Source organism: Arthrobacter sp. ok362, from assembly GCF_900102785.1.
In the GTDB taxonomy this organism is placed as follows: Bacteria; Actinomycetota; Actinomycetes; order Actinomycetales; family Micrococcaceae; genus Arthrobacter.
On the sequence record NZ_FNGC01000005.1, the window covers coordinates 1 to 14,177 of the forward strand.

Genomic DNA, 14,177 nt, shown 5'->3' on the forward strand with positions numbered 1-14,177 from the left:
GCGGTGCAGTCCGGCTCCTCGATCATGCCCGGCAAGATCAACCCGGTCATCCCGGAAGTGGTCAGCCAGGTGGCCTACGAGGTGATCGGCAACGACGTCACCATCACCATGGCAGCAGAGGCCGGCCAGCTCCAGCTCAACGCCTTCGAACCGATCATCGTCCACAGCCTCCACAAGAGCATCTCCCACCTGGAAGCCGCCTGCCGCACCCTCACGGCCCGCTGCGTCCGGGGCATCACCGCGAACACCGAACGGCTCCGGCTCACGGTGGAACAGTCAATCGGCCTCGTCACCGCCCTCAACCCCCAGCTGGGCTACGCCACGGCCACGGCCATCGCGCAGGAAGCCCTGGCCACCGGCAAGGGGGTCGCGGAGCTCGTGCTCGAACACGGGCTGCTCACTGCTGAGCAGCTCACCGAGCTCCTCAGCCCGCAGCGCCTGGCCAACCTGAGCAAGTAGCGCACCTCCGAACCCCGAAGGACCCCCATGACTCATCCCGAAACTGCCCGCGCCCCAAAACAGCCGGCCCCACAACAAGAGGCCGTCTCCGACCACACCATTCCGGCGCATGCCCATGCCTCCGGAGCCGCCCTCCACGCCGAGGACCAGGGCTACCACAAGGGCCTGAAACCCCGGCAGGTCCAGATGATCGCGATCGGCGGCGCCATCGGCACCGGCCTGTTCATGGGCGCCGGCGGCCGGCTCGCGACCGCCGGACCGGCCCTGATCATCAGCTATGCCGTCTGCGGGTTCTTCGCCTTCATGATCCTGCGCGCCCTCGGCGAACTCGTGATGCACCGGCCGTCGTCGGGCTCCTTCGTTTCCTACGCCCGCGAATTCTTCGGTGAAAAAGCCGCGTTCGTCACCGGCTGGCTGTACTGGTTGAACTGGGCCATGACGGCGATCGTGGACATCACCGCCGTCGCGCTGTACATGAACTTCTTCAAAAAGTACTGGGCGCCCATCGCGGACGTGCCGCAGTGGACGTGGGCCTTGGCGGCCCTGATCCTGGTCCTTGGCCTGAACCTCATCAGCGTCAAGGTGTTCGGCGAGCTTGAATTCTGGTTCGCGCTCATCAAGGTCGTGGCGCTCGTGTCCTTCCTGCTCGTAGGCGTCTACTTCGTCATCTTCGGCACGCCCGTTGCCGGCCAGGAGGTCGGCTTCAGCCTGATCGCGGACAACGGCGGCATGTTCCCCAACGGCCTGTTGCCGGCGATCGTGGTGATGCAGGGCGTCGTGTTCGCCTACGCCTCGATCGAACTGATCGGCACCGCCGCCGGCGAGACCGAAAACCCGGAGAAGATCATGCCGCGGGCCATCAACACGGTGATCGTGCGCATCGCGGTGTTCTACGTCGGCTCGCTCGTGCTGCTTTCCCTGCTGCTGCCCTACAGCTCCTACAAGGCCGGCGAAAGCCCGTTCGTGACCTTCTTCGGCTCCATCGGGGTGGACGGCGTGGACGCCATCATGAACCTCGTGGTTCTTACCGCGGCGCTGTCCTCGCTGAACGCCGGCCTCTACTCCACCGGCCGGATCATGCGTTCGATGTCCGTTTCAGGTTCTGCGCCGAAGTTCGCCGCCCGGATGAACAAGTCCGGTGTCCCCTACGGCGGCATCACCCTCACTGCCGGCGTGGCTGTCCTGGGCGTGATCCTGAACGCCGTGGTCCCGGCCGAGGCCTTCGAGATCGTCCTGAACGTCGCATCACTGGGCATCATCAGCACCTGGGCCATGATCGTGCTGTGCCAGATGCAGCTTGCCCGGCTCGCAGCCCGCGGGGAAGTCCTCCGGCCCGCGTTCCGCATGCCCGGCGCACCCGTCACGGGCTGGATCACCCTGGCCTTCCTCCTGGCGGTGCTGGTCCTCATGGCATTCGACTCGCCCGTAGGAACGTGGACAATCGCCTCCCTCGTGGTTATCGTCCCGCTCCTGATGCTCGGCTGGCGCCTCTGCAAGCACCGCATCCTGGAAATCGCCGCCGTCCGCGACGGGTTCACCGGCCCGTATCCGCTTGTCGCCACCCCTCCCGCAGGGAGGAACACAGCGAGCGCCGGCGGCGATTCGGAGTGACACCCCGGCATTCCGCCTCCGCGTAACCGAACGCCGCGCAGCCTCCCGGCCCGGATGGTTCGCATATGCTCAGCAGAGACGCCCATACTGGCGCCCACCGGCTCAGCGACGAACCATCCGGGAGAGACTTCATGACCAATTGGCGGATCAGGGACTTCCATTCGGCGGACCTCGACGGCATCCTGCATCTCTGGGAATCCCTCAAAGAATCGAACGTGGAGCCCGTCTACGCGCTCTCCGAGGTCCTGGCCTCGTGCGAAAAGGACCACGCCGTCGTCGCGGTCCAGGGTGAGCAGGTGGTGGGCGCCGCCGTCGGACGGGCCGCCCATGACCAGGGCTGGATCGTTTTCCTGGCCACGTTGCCCGAGTTCCGGGGCCGCGGGATCGGCACCTCGCTGCTGGCCGCGGTCGAGAACCGGATGGCCCCGCACGGGCTCAACAAGCTCTCGGCCCTGATGCCCGAATCCGAAACCCGGGTGGAGGCGTTCCTGGGCCGCGGCTTCGCGCTGAAGAAAAACCTGCGCTACTTCGAACGGAAAATCCCGGTCCAGCGCCAGGAGCTGGAACCGCTCAGCCTGCTTGGCGGCCGGATCCTGGCCCGTGACCTGTGGGAGAACGTGGCCGGCATGCGCCGCGAAAAGGAACTCCTGGAACGCCGGCTGGTCCTTCCGCTCGCCGAGGCCGATCTCGCCGACGAATACGGCGTGGTGCCACCGCGGGCCGTGGTCCTCTTTGGGCCGCCCGGTACCGGCAAGACGACGTTTGCCAAGGCAATCGCGTCCCGGCTCGAATGGCCGTTCGTGGAGGTCTTCCCCTCCCGGCTGGCCGCCGATCCGCAGGGACTGGCCGGGGCGCTGCGCGAGACGTTCCTGGAAATCGCCGAACTGGAGCACGCGGTGGTCTTCATCGACGAGGTCGAGGAGATCGCCGCGCAGCGCTCGGGCGAACCGCCCTCTCCCCTGCAGGGCGTCACCAACGAGCTCCTCAAAATCATCCCCGCCTTCCGCGAACAGCCCGGCCGGCTCCTGGTCTGCGCCACCAACTTCATCCGCGCCCTCGACTCGGCGTTCCTGCGCCACGGCCGGTTCGATTACGTCATCCCGATCGGCCTGCCGGACCGCCAGGCCCGGGAGGCCATGTGGCAGCGCTTCATCCCCGTTGCCGTGGTGGACGACGTCGACGTCGAGCTCCTGGTGGACCGGACCGAGGGCTTCTCCCCCGCGGACATCGAGTACGCGGCCCGCAGCGCCTCCCAGCGGGCGCTGGAAAAGGCGGTGTACGACGACGGCGGCGCGGCGTCCGGGGGCTACCCCGCCTCCCGCGCGGCTGTCCGGAAGGGCCCCTCGACCCAGGACTATCTCGATGCCGTCCGGGATACCCGGACGACGGTCAGCGACGAGGTGCACCAGGACTTCCTCGAGGACATCGACGCCCTGGGCCGGGTGTAGGCGAAGCGTGAACCTGTTTCTGACCATTGTGAGCGGCCTGGCCTGGACTGTGGTGTACGTCGATGCCATCCGGATCGGCTTCAGGGACAGGAGCTACGCGATCCCAGCCGCCGCGCTCGGGCTCAACTTCGCGTGGGAGGCCATCTACGCCGCCCGCTCCATCGCGACGGGAGTTACGGCGCAGGGGTTCTTCAACATTGCGTGGGGACTGGCCGACGTCGTAATCGTGTACACCTTCCTAAAGTTCGGCCGCTCCGAGCTGCCGGCCTGGGTGACGCGGCGGCTGTTCATCGGCTGGGCGGTCCTGCTGGGCGTCACGTCCTTCGCCGTCCAACTGCTGTTCGTCGCCGAATTCGGCTGGGATGACGCGGCCCGCTACGCGGCCTTCCTGCAGAACCTGCTGATGTCCGGACTGTTCATCGCGATGTTCGTTGCCCGCGGCGGGCCCCGGGGCCAGACCCTGCTGATCGCCGTGGCGAAATGGATCGGCACCCTCGCGCCCACCCTCGCCTTCGGCTGGTCCGGCCACTCGCCGCTGATCCTGGGCGTAGGGATTCTCTGCAGCGTCTTTGATCTGGTGTACATCGGGCTGCTGTGGCGGTCCCGGCCCCGTCGGCAGATGACTCCGATCGGTCCCCGCGGGCGCGGGGGGCTGGAGGCCGCCACCGGAAGCCGGGAGCCCTAGAGGGTGAGGACGTAGGCACGCATGCTTAGTCCCGGGCGGACTCGGTTTCGCCGGCGGGAATCTCGCCCGGCGCTGCGGCCGTGACTCCTGCGGGGTCGTCGTCGTAGGAGAGGAACTCGTAGTCGGTGTCGTCCGCCTCGTCGAGCCTGTCGTCCAGTTCCTTCAGCAGCCACGGATTGATCCGGGCCAGGATTTTCCGGGTTTCCTCGACAGGGACGGCGGCGTAGAGCACCGGCCGGGCGTCGTCGTAGCGGGTGACCGGGGGCTTGTCCGGCCACTTCTCGGCCAGCGCCTTGACGCGTTCGGGCAGCGAATTGTGCGCGTTGTCGGCAATCTTCACGAGCGTTGCATCGTGGTCCTCGGCGATGTACCGGATTCCGGCCTGGTAGTCGTCCGGGTTCTCATGCAGGCGCTTCGTGACCCGTTCGATGATGTCCACTGCGCGCTCGGAGACACCCATGTCCAACAGTGCCTGCCGTGTCATCGGGGTGTCCTCGGCAATGTCGTGGAGGTACCCGGCGATCCGGATGTCGTCGTCGAAGTCCGCCAGGGCATCCCCGACGGCGAGCACATGCTCCCGGTAGGGCCGCTTGAGCTTGTCCTTCTGCCGGTTGTGGGCCACCTCGGCCAGGACCTTGGCTGTCTCGACGGTGAAGCGGGGCTGGGGTTGTGCGGGCTCGGTCATGAACCCAGCCTACGCGCCGCGGCTGTCCGTTCGGGCCCGGATGCCGGTTCCCGGATGTGCTCCCGGCATGCCGGGCCACACCCAGGGTTCGCGCGGCAGGGCGGCCGGGTCGAAGACGGCAAGTGCATGTTCCAGTCGGCCGGGCGGGAGGCCGACGGATGCCAGCAGCGTGTCCCGGACCTGGTCCGCGGTCACGCCGGCCAGGGCCAGGTCGGCAAGCGTAACGGCGCCGTCGCGCTTGGCCAGCCGGGCGCCGTCGGCGTTCAGTACCAGCGGCACATGCGCGTATTCCGGTACAGGCATATTCAGGAGGGACGCCAAATATGCCTGCCGCGGCGTGGACGGCAGCAGATCGTCGCCGCGGACCACCTGGTCGATGCCCTGAGCGGCATCGTCCACCACCACGGCCAGGTTGTACGCGGTCACCCCGTCGTTGCGCCGGAGCACGAAGTCGTCGACCACCCCCGTGTAGTTGCCGTGAAGCACGTCCCGCACCGTCGCCTCCGCCACGGTGGAACGGAGCCGGACAGCAGGCGGCCGGGCGGCCCGTTTGGCCTCGCGCTCGGCGCCGGTGAGGTTCCGACACGTCCCCGGGTAGGCGCCCAGCGGAGCGTGCGGCGCGGACGGGGCCTCCTGGATTTCCCGGCGGGTACAAAAGCACTCGTAGGTCAGGCCGGCCGCCGTCAGCTGCGCGATCGCCTCGGCATACAGGTGCTCACGGTCCGTCTGGCGCACGACGCCGCCGTCCCAGCTCACGCCGATCGCCCCAAGGTCGCGGAGCTGCTCAGCCTCGGCGCCTGCCCGGGCACGGTCCAGGTCCTCCACCCGCATCAGGAACCGCCGCCCCGCGGACCGGGCGAAGAGCCACGCCAGGATGGCCGTCCGGAGGTTGCCCACGTGCAGTTCGCCGGAGGGACTGGGGGCGAAACGGCCAGCTGAGGTCATGGGATAAGCCTATGCGGAGCAGCACAAGAGCCCCTCAGCTACCGATGACTTCGGGAAATCCGACGTCGGTGGCTCAGGGGCTCTTGCCGCGTTGTGGCGCGTTGTGCGGAGTGACGATGCGTGAACAAGAGTCAATCAGCGGCGGGTTCCTTGCGGGAGCCTCATCGGGGGTCCGGGTGATGTGCCGGGGTGTCCGTAGCCTTCGGGATCGTGGCGGTGGCCCCGTTCCCTTTGTTGTCATCATTTGAGCAGAGGCCCTACAGTTGGTGCAACGGACCGGCGCTGAAGTAGCCAATCTGATCAACTACAGCCGCGACAGTGAACAGGAAGTGGTCATTTTGCAGGAGCTCGACGCGACGGACCGGCGGATCCTCGGCGCGCTGGACGAAGATCCCCGCGTGCCCGTCATGGTGCTGGCGCAAAAGCTGGGCCTGGCCCGCGGAACGGTCCAGTCCCGCCTGGAGCGGATGGCGGCGTCAGGCGCTCTCCGTCCGAACAGCAGCCGGGTTCTGCCGTCCGCCCTGGGCCGAGGCGTGGCGGCCGCCGTGAGCGCGGAACTGGATCAGAGCCACCTCAACGAGGCGATCGCTGCCCTGCGCAATATCCCGGAAGTCCTCGAATGCCACGCCCCGGCCGGCGACACCGATCTCCTGATCCGGGTGGTGGCCAAAAGCCCCGACGATCTCTACCGCGTGTCCGAGGAAATCCGGCTGTGCCCCGGAATCATCCGAACCTCAACGAGCATGTTCCTGCGCGAGGTCATTCCCTACCGGACCACGGGACTGCTCGGCGCCTGAACTCTTCGTCGTGCCCGGCGCCCCCGGCCTTCCAGTCTTGGCTTAGACCGGCGGTCCGGCGTTGGCTTTCAGGTTCTTCATGACCAGCGTTGACGTCAGGCGTTCGACGCCGGGCAGCGAGGTCAGTTCGCTGTCATAGAAACGCTGGTAGGACGGAAGGTCCTCCGAGATGACCTTGAGCAGATAGTCCGGTGAACCGAAGAGCCGCTGGGCCTCCACGATGTTGGGATTGTCGGCCACCCGGTTCTCGAAAATCTCCATCGTGGAACGGTCCACCTGCCGCAGAGTCACGAACACGATCGCCTCGAAACCGAGCCCCACGGCAGCTGGATCAATGTCCGCCCGGTAGCCCCGGATGATCCCGGCGGCCTCCAGATCACGCAGCCGGCGATGGCACGGAGCCACGGTCAGCCCGACCTTGGCCGCCAGGGCCGTGGCAGTCATTCGGCCATTCGATTGGAGGTAGCGCAAAATACTTCTGTCAATATTGTCGATCACGCAATTATCTTACCCAAAACCTGCGATTCTTCAGTAAATAAGCGAGCACTTTCGGGCCGAATTTGCCTAGAGTTTTCCTTGTACCCGCCACGAGGTGCCGCACCCCTTGGAGCCCGCCATGAACCCCCAGCTTTTCCTCGCCTTCCTGGTTGTCGCCGTCGCACTGGCATGCACCCCCGGCGTCGACTGGGCCTATTCGATCGCGGCCGGGCTCAGGCAGCGCAGCTTCGCGCCCGCCGTCGCTGGGCTCTGCGGCGGCTACGCCCTCCACACGGCGCTCCTGGTGCTGGGACTGGCGGCACTGCTGGCCGGGATGCCCGGCGTGCTCGGCTGGCTGACGGCCGCGGGCGCCCTCTACCTGCTCTGGCTGGGCTTCAGCACCCTACGGTCCTGGCGCGGAGCCAGCTTCAGCACCAGCAATGCTGCCCCCGCTGCGGCCGCGCCCGCGAGCCAGTTCCGGATCTTCCTCCAGGGCATCGGCATCAGCGGGATCAATCCCAAGGGCCTACTGTTCTTCGTGGCCCTGGTGCCGCAGTTCGTCAGCCCCGACGCCGCGTTGCCGGTTCCGGTCCAGTCGGGACTGCTCGGGCTTACCTTCGTCCTGCTCGTGGGCGTCATCTACAGCTGCGTGGCACTCCTGGCGCGTAAACTGCTGCAGGCCAGGCCGGGCGCAGCGCGTCAGGTGACGCTGGCCAGCGGGATCATCATGCTGATCCTGGGCGCCTTGCTGCTCGCCGAACAGATCGCGCCCGCCATCAGCGCGGCCATGAACCGCGGGTGAGGGCGGGCATCCCGACTACTTGCGCTGCATGTACCACTCAGTGAAGGACGACGCGCGGCCGTCCGCGGTCAACTGGATGACCCACAGGTTGTCATAGCTTCGGCTGTTGCCCCGGTAGGTCGTCAGGCCCTGCACAAAGGCCCGGCCGCCGTCGACCCCCAGTATCTTCCACTCAAACGTCCAGTCATCCGGTTCATCGCGCCCGGCAAGCCAGTGCTCGACGATATCGTCCCGGCCCCGCCACGGTTCGGCTTCCTGGGGGCTGGTGGCATAGATGGCGTCCTCCGTAAACAGCGCCCGGATGTCCTCCGGATCGTTGGTCGTCCACGCCGTGATGTAGTGCTGCATCCAGCGCTCCACCGCATCTCTCATGCCTCGTTTGTACTCCGCGCCAAAGGGGCCCGCAAGAGTAGTCGATACGTGGATTTGGCCGCGATCGAGCGCGGAAGACTGTCAGTCGTCGTCAGCGCGCCCGTATTCGCGGTCCCAGAGTTCGTGCATTTCCGCGTCCTTGCGGATGGCCTTCACGGCCTCCAGCTGTGCCGGTTTGTGGCGCTGCCATTCCCTGGCTCCTAGGGTCTTGCGGCCCGCGTCCAGGAGGAGCAAGGCAGTGTCCGTCAGCGCGTCACTGCGGAGGGTGAAGTCTGTCTTCCTGCGCCGCTGGACTTCCTGCAGGGCTGAACGCGAGGCGGTGTAGGCTCCGAGCCTGCGCAGGGATCGGGCACGCACCAGCAACAGCGCGGCGGCCAGATCGTCCGCGTTCAGCAGCCCCTCGGTCTCCGTCACTACGTCAACGTCGCGTCCCAGCTCGGCCTCAAGCGAACAGCGGGCCAAGGCCAGCGGCAGCGACGGCGGCAGGCCGGCAAGCGCCGCAAGCGCCGCCTCCGTCTGGCCGGTCTCCCGCAGGGAATGGGACAGGGCCAGGAACACGGCCTCCTCGCTGAAGAGCACCGGAACCTCGATCCGCTCCGCCACCTCCACCCTCGTGACGACGCCGGCCAGGTACACGGCCGCGTAGCGGTTGGCGTCCTGGTCGTTGCGCAGCCTCAGGCCGTGCTGCAGGAGCTCGGACGCACGCAGATGCCCGCCGTGGGCATAGGCCAGCAGCCCGGCCATGAGGTAGCAGACTCCAGCCCAGCCGGGGTAGGCGCGGGCCAGGGCGATCAGGGGGTCCGGATCGGTGCTGCCGAAGACGGCGGCGTGCACGGCTTTCATTCTCTTGGCGGACGCCCGGCCTCCCACCCTGCCCAGGCGGGGCACCCCGCCCTCGGCGGCCAGCGTCCCGGGGGCCCGGCCTGCCATGAGCCCGGTCACCACGGAGCCCACGTTGCCAGCCAGGCCGCGGACGGGTGTCCGGACCACAGCCTTGCGGAACGGCGTCAGGTCCCGGGTGTCCGTGTACGGCCTGCGTTGGTCGTCCGGAATTGGGCCGTCGGGAATCCGGCCAATGGGAATGTGGCCGTCGGGAATGCGGGGGGCGGATTCGCCAGGTCCGGCGCTCATGCCCCCATGGTAGTAGGCTCCGGCAGGCCCTGCTAGGCGGCCGAGGCCACCCAGAGGCCGATGACCCAGGTGCTCGCGGCGAGGCAAGCGAGGCCAAATTCCACGATCATGCCAAAGCCCGTGGCCTTCAGGGCGGCCCAACTCGAGGCCACCGCCGTGCCGAAAACGCGCGTGCGCTGCAGCTCGCTGAGCAAGAGCCCGGCGGCGAAGCCCACGAAGAGCCCCACCACGGGGATGATGAACATGCCGGCCACGCCCAGCACCAGGCCCACCACCACGGAACGGCTCGGGATGCTGTGCTCTTTGAGCTTCCGGCCGGTCAGGACGGCGCTGGCGGCCATGCCGGCCAGGACGAACACCAGTCCAACCCCAAAGACCACCCAGCCGGTAGTCCCGGCGCCGCCCCACAGTGCCCAGGCAAGCAGGCTCGCTCCGATCAGGATGCCGCCGGGCAGGACAGGAACGATGGTCCCCGCCACGCCCACCAGGATGGCGAGGCCGCAGAGGACAGTCACCAGAGTCTCGGGGTTCATGGGCCCAGTCTAGGCCGGGATCGGCCCCTACCGTGCCCGCCAACGGCGGCGCTCCCCGAAGGCAGCGCCGCCGTCACTGTGTGGGCCGCAGTGCTCTACTCGGCTTCCACCGCCGCGGCGACGGCAGCGGAGACGGCGGGGGCCACGCGCGGATCCAGCGGGCTGGGCACGATGTAGTCCGCGGAGAGATCGTCCTCGGCCAGTTCTGCGATGGCCCGGGCCGCGGCGAGTTTCATGGCCGGTGTGATCCGGCGGGCGCCGGCGTCGAGGGCGCCGCGGAAGATGCCGGGGAACGCCAGAACGTTGTTGATCTGGTTCGGGAAGTCGCTGCGCCCTGTGGCGACCACGGCCGCGTACTTGCTCGCGACCTCCGGCAGGACTTCCGGGTCCGGGTTGGACAGGGCGAACACGATCGAGCTGTGGTTCATCAGCTTCAAGTGCTCCTCGTCCAGCTTGGCGGAGGAGACACCGACGAACACGTCGGCGCCGAGCAGCGCCTCTCCCGGGCCGCCGGTCACACCGCGCGGGTTGCTGCGCGCGGTGAGCTGGGCCTTCTTGCTTGCCGGATCGGCCGCGATGTCGGCGCGGTCCTTGCTGATCGTGCCGCGGGAGTCCAGGAGGACAACGTCGCCGATTCCCGCCGTCAGCAGGATTTCGGCGACGGCGATCCCGGCCGCCCCCGCCCCGGAGACCACCACGCGCAGGCTATCGAGCGTCCGGCCGGTCACCTTGGCGGCATTGGTCAGGGCGGCGAGGACCACGACGGCGGTGCCGTGCTGGTCATCGTGCATGACCGGGCAGTCCAGCGCCTCGATGACTTTCTCCTCGAGTTCGAAGCATCGGGGCGCGGCGATGTCCTCAAGGTTGACGGCGCCGAAGCTCGGGCGGAGCCGGACAAGCGTCTCGACGATTTCGTCAACGTCGGTGGTGTTGAGGACCAGCGGGATGGAGTCGAGTTCTCCGAAGGCCTTGAAGAGCGCAGACTTGCCCTCCATCACGGGCAGCGAGGCGCTGGCGCCGATGTTGCCCAGGCCCAGCACGGCCGTGCCGTCGCTGACCACCACCACGAGGCGCTGGGCCCACGTGAGCGTCTTGGCGAGCTCCGGGTTGGCGTGGATGGCGCGGCTGACCTGGGCGACACCGGGCGTGTAGGCGATGGAGAGGTCGCGCTTGCTGGCCAGCGGGACGGTGCTGGAAATCGAAAGCTTGCCGCCCTCGTGGGATGCGAAGATTTCCTCGTCGCTGAGCACGGCTACTGCCTCAGCCGGGGAGGTGGAATCGGCGGGAATGATCGTTTCAGTGGACACGTCGTTGTCTCCTGGGACTCACCGTGGGCGCACGGCTCATGGAAGCTCAAGCAGGGATGCTCAAGTTGGTCTGGCGGGGGCGGCGGCGACCAGAGGTGGCGGTCGCCGGTGGATCCCCGATTTGCTGGCGTCAGCCGTATCCGGTCCAGCAATGGTAAACAAGGGATCCCGCCGGTTGCGCCGGTCGGGAGCGGCGATGTGCCCTGGTGAAACGTTTCCCCATGTCTTTAAGTGACCCGGATCACGCGTAGGAAGGTGGTTTCCGGATCTTTGGTCTAGACCGGTTACGCGGCCTGCGGGGTTCGCTGCAGGAGCGAGCAGGCCTTCTTCAGGTCCTCCTCCGCTTCGAAGAGGGACAGCCGGCGGCATCGGACGGCCTGGACCAGTCCCGTAACCGTCAGCAGCAGGACCCGGGCGACGGCGGCGTCGTCGCACGCGGCCGTCACCGCCTTCTCGGCCGTCGCATCGATCTCGCGCAGCAGCCTGGTGGTGTCGGTGTCCTTGGCGTAAACGGCCCGGTTGAGGCTTTGCTCCACGGCGGGCTGCATGAGGCGCATGTGAAAGATCTCCATCACCACGCCCACGAGGGCCTGGGCCGGAGCCTTCCCCGCCTCGGGCGTGCTCCCCGCGAGCAGTTCGGCCAGTTGCTTGCGGTACAGGGCCAAGACCAACTGGGTGGCCGAGGGGAAATAGCGGTACAGGGTCCCCAGCGGCACATCCGCCTTGGCCGCCACCTCGGAAAGGACCACGGAGTCCAGGCCCTTGCGGGCAAACGCCGCGGCAACGTCAAGGATCCGCACGTAACGGAGTCTTTGTCGGGGCAGGGTGGGGGGAGGGGCCATCGGTGGAAGATCTGAGTGAAAATCAGGCATCAGCAGCGTTCCGGGGGTCGTTTTTCTCGGCAGCCGGGCGCGATCCCGCCCACCGCGCTGCCGCGGCAATTGCGGTCCACTATACGCCACGAACCCGGGCCTCCCGCCAGTCAAACGGGGGCACGGGAAACCCCGCCACGGGACGGGTGCGGCTCAGTCCACGCCCTTGATCTTCACCACGAACACGGCGCCGAGAAGCCCGATCACGGCGGCCGCCACATACAGCGAAACGTACCCTCCCCAGAGCGTTACGAACGGAAAGGCAATGAGCGGGGCGAGCACTTGCGGCAGGGAGTTGGCGATGTTGATGACGCCCAGATCCTTGCCCCGGTTCAGGGCCGTGGGCAGCACCTGGGTGATGAGCGCGAAGTCCACCGCCAGATAGCAGCCGAAGCCGATGCCCAGCACCGACGCGCCGATCAGCGCGCCCGGCCAGGTGGGCGCGAACGCAAGAATGAGGGAGGCCGCGGCGATCACTGCGGAAGAGATGATGACCAGCGGCTTCCGGCGGCCCATCCGGTCGCTCAGCCGGCCGCCGATCACGCTGGTGATGATCACCATGACCGCATACAGGCCCGTGAGGATCAGGACACCAAATTCGGGCTCGATGCCTTGGGTTTCGCGGACCCGGACGGCGTCGTGGAGGAAGAACAGCAGGTAGAGGGTGACCATGTGGTTGCCGATGTTCACCAGGAGCCGCGTCAGCCAGGCCCAGGCAAAATCCGGGTGGCGGGCCGGGGAAATCCAAAAGCCCCGCACAAAGCCGGCCAGGCTGAACGACGGACGGGCTTGCGCGGGCAGCGGAACGTCGTCGTTCTTGAAGTAATAGAGCACGACGCCGGCCAGCAGCGCCACCGCGCACACCAGGTAACCGACGGCGAAGTTTCCCGTGACGGCGGCGGCGATCACCGCGCCGAGGAGGATCCCGACCGTCTGGCCCATGGCGGCCAGTCCGCCCACCGTGCCGCGCTGCGGGACCGGCACGCGGTCCGGGATGGCGGCGGTGATGGCGGCGTAGGCGCCGTTGCAGCCGGCCTGCACGAGGCACCAGAGCAGCGTCATGACGGCGACGTTCGGCGCCCCGGCGAGCGCGATCAGGGCTGCGGCGCCAAGGACCGCGCCGAACAGCACCCACGGCACGCGGCGGCCCAGCCGGGAGGTGGTGCGGTCGCTGAAGGCGCCGAACAGGGGGTTGGCCACGAGGGACACGGCCGCCCCTGCCCCGGTCACGAGGGCGAGGATGGCCTCCTTGTCCCCTTCGCTGAACGCCGCCGCCTGTTGTCCGAGCAGCACTTGGATCGGGCCGAAGAACGCCGCATTGATGCCGAGGTTGACCAGGACCACGCCCGCGGTCCAGACCGGACGGACTCGGCGCTCAGGCTCGGCGAGCGCCGCCGACGGCGGAGCAGCGCTCGGTAGGTCGGACAAGCTCATGTGGTTCCCCCCGGAACTGGCGACTCAAGCTGATGATCTGTGTGAGGCCAGACTATCGTGGGCATCAAGATCCGCCGTCTACTTTTCAGCACGTCTACTTTCCAGCAAGGGAGAACCAGTGGCCGCATCCAGCATCAACACCGCCGACCTTTACGATGACCGCGGCGAGGAGCTCAGCTCCTTGGCCGTGCAGTTCCAGTCCCTCGGCGGACAGTCGCACTTCAGCGGGCCGGTCCGGACCATTCGGTGCTTCGAGGACAACGCGCTGGTTAAGTCCGTGCTGGCCACTCCCGGCAACGGCTCCGTGCTGGTGGTCGACGGCGCCGGTTCCCTCCGCACGGCGCTGATGGGGGACATGATCGCGGCGAGCGCCGTCGCGAACGGCTGGGCCGGCGTCGTAATCAATGGCGCCATCCGGGACCGGCTCGCTATCGCGGGGCTGCCGCTGGGGGTCAAGGCGCTGGGCAGCAACCCGCGCAAGAGCGCCAAGGAAGGCGCCGGGGCCATCGACGTGCCGCTGGAGATCGACGGCGTGGCCATCCGCCCCGGTGCGATGATCTGGTGCGATCCGGACGGGGTCCTGGTGGAACGCTGAGGACTTTCTTCTCCCCGCGGTAGT

At 67.7% G+C, this 14,177-nt stretch carries 16 protein-coding genes; 7 read left to right on the forward strand and 9 right to left on the reverse strand.

Annotation, left to right across the window (positions count from 1 at the left end):
- The 4 genes from BLQ10_RS07960 to BLQ10_RS07975 all read left to right on the forward strand — a co-directional run.
- On the forward strand, nucleotides 1-459 hold a 459-nt coding region (locus BLQ10_RS07960; RefSeq protein ID WP_254785467.1), incomplete at its 5' end, for a lyase family protein.
- Between the two features lie 27 nt (nucleotides 460-486).
- Nucleotides 487-2,070 (forward strand): amino acid permease, encoded by a 1,584-nt coding sequence (locus BLQ10_RS07965; RefSeq protein ID WP_175558524.1) that lies wholly within the window; start codon nucleotides 487-489, stop codon nucleotides 2,068-2,070.
- A 131-nt stretch (nucleotides 2,071-2,201) separates the two neighbouring features.
- Nucleotides 2,202-3,518, forward strand: a complete 1,317-nt coding sequence (locus tag BLQ10_RS07970) for an ATP-binding protein (RefSeq protein ID WP_091560481.1) — start codon at nucleotides 2,202-2,204, stop codon at nucleotides 3,516-3,518.
- A 7-nt stretch (nucleotides 3,519-3,525) separates the two neighbouring features.
- Nucleotides 3,526-4,203: a transmembrane-type terpene cyclase gene (locus BLQ10_RS07975; RefSeq protein ID WP_217635800.1), complete on the forward strand. Its 678-nt coding sequence runs from the start codon at nucleotides 3,526-3,528 to the stop codon at nucleotides 4,201-4,203.
- Between the two features lie 25 nt (nucleotides 4,204-4,228).
- Here the strand turns inward: BLQ10_RS07975 and BLQ10_RS07980 are convergent, their stop codons facing one another.
- Both BLQ10_RS07980 and gluQRS read right to left on the reverse strand, forming a co-directional pair.
- Nucleotides 4,229-4,888, reverse strand: a complete 660-nt coding sequence (locus BLQ10_RS07980) for an HD domain-containing protein (RefSeq protein ID WP_091560484.1) — start codon at nucleotides 4,886-4,888, stop codon at nucleotides 4,229-4,231.
- Between the two features lie 9 nt (nucleotides 4,889-4,897).
- Entirely contained in the window at nucleotides 4,898-5,833 is a 936-nt protein-coding gene (gluQRS, locus tag BLQ10_RS07985; protein ID WP_091560486.1) for a tRNA glutamyl-Q(34) synthetase GluQRS, read from the reverse strand.
- Between the two features lie 338 nt (nucleotides 5,834-6,171).
- Here gluQRS and BLQ10_RS07990 point away from each other — a divergent pair, with 338 nt between their 5' ends.
- Nucleotides 6,172-6,630, forward strand: coding sequence for an Lrp/AsnC family transcriptional regulator (locus tag BLQ10_RS07990; RefSeq protein WP_175558535.1), 459 nt, complete (start codon nucleotides 6,172-6,174; stop codon nucleotides 6,628-6,630).
- A 42-nt stretch (nucleotides 6,631-6,672) separates the two neighbouring features.
- Here the strand turns inward: BLQ10_RS07990 and BLQ10_RS07995 are convergent, their stop codons facing one another.
- A complete protein-coding gene (locus BLQ10_RS07995; RefSeq protein ID WP_091560489.1) occupies nucleotides 6,673-7,128 on the reverse strand; it encodes an Lrp/AsnC family transcriptional regulator in 456 nt (151 codons plus the stop codon).
- Nucleotides 7,129-7,246: 118 nt separating this feature from the next.
- Here BLQ10_RS07995 and BLQ10_RS08000 point away from each other — a divergent pair, with 118 nt between their 5' ends.
- Nucleotides 7,247-7,909 (forward strand): LysE family translocator, encoded by a 663-nt coding sequence (locus tag BLQ10_RS08000; RefSeq protein ID WP_091560490.1) that lies wholly within the window; start codon nucleotides 7,247-7,249, stop codon nucleotides 7,907-7,909.
- 15 nt (nucleotides 7,910-7,924) lie between these two features.
- On the opposite strand, the gene BLQ10_RS08005 is transcribed toward BLQ10_RS08000, so the two are convergent.
- The 6 genes from BLQ10_RS08005 to BLQ10_RS08030 all read right to left on the reverse strand — a co-directional run bounded on the left by BLQ10_RS08005 (nucleotide 7,925) and on the right by BLQ10_RS08030 (nucleotide 13,558).
- Nucleotides 7,925-8,281 carry a nuclear transport factor 2 family protein gene (locus BLQ10_RS08005; protein WP_091560493.1) on the reverse strand — a complete coding sequence of 119 codons (357 nt, stop codon included), beginning with the start codon at nucleotides 8,279-8,281 and terminating at the stop codon, nucleotides 7,925-7,927.
- A gap of 81 nt (nucleotides 8,282-8,362) precedes the next feature.
- A complete protein-coding gene (locus BLQ10_RS08010; protein WP_254785468.1) occupies nucleotides 8,363-9,412 on the reverse strand; it encodes a hypothetical protein in 1,050 nt (349 codons plus the stop codon).
- 32 nt (nucleotides 9,413-9,444) lie between these two features.
- Nucleotides 9,445-9,945 (reverse strand): DUF456 domain-containing protein, encoded by a 501-nt coding sequence (locus BLQ10_RS08015; protein ID WP_091560495.1) that lies wholly within the window; start codon nucleotides 9,943-9,945, stop codon nucleotides 9,445-9,447.
- Between the two features lie 95 nt (nucleotides 9,946-10,040).
- Nucleotides 10,041-11,252, reverse strand: a complete 1,212-nt coding sequence (locus BLQ10_RS08020) for an NAD(P)-dependent malic enzyme (RefSeq protein WP_175558525.1) — start codon at nucleotides 11,250-11,252, stop codon at nucleotides 10,041-10,043.
- A gap of 284 nt (nucleotides 11,253-11,536) precedes the next feature.
- On the reverse strand, nucleotides 11,537-12,124 hold the full coding sequence (locus BLQ10_RS08025; RefSeq protein ID WP_091560498.1) for a TetR/AcrR family transcriptional regulator: 588 nt from the start codon (nucleotides 12,122-12,124) through the stop codon (nucleotides 11,537-11,539).
- 153 nt (nucleotides 12,125-12,277) lie between these two features.
- Nucleotides 12,278-13,558 (reverse strand): MFS transporter, encoded by a 1,281-nt coding sequence (locus BLQ10_RS08030; RefSeq protein WP_091560500.1) that lies wholly within the window; start codon nucleotides 13,556-13,558, stop codon nucleotides 12,278-12,280.
- 118 nt (nucleotides 13,559-13,676) lie between these two features.
- Here BLQ10_RS08030 and rraA point away from each other — a divergent pair, with 118 nt between their 5' ends.
- Nucleotides 13,677-14,153 (forward strand): ribonuclease E activity regulator RraA, encoded by a 477-nt coding sequence (gene rraA, locus BLQ10_RS08035; protein WP_091560502.1) that lies wholly within the window; start codon nucleotides 13,677-13,679, stop codon nucleotides 14,151-14,153.
- Nucleotides 14,154-14,177 lie beyond the last annotated feature (24 nt).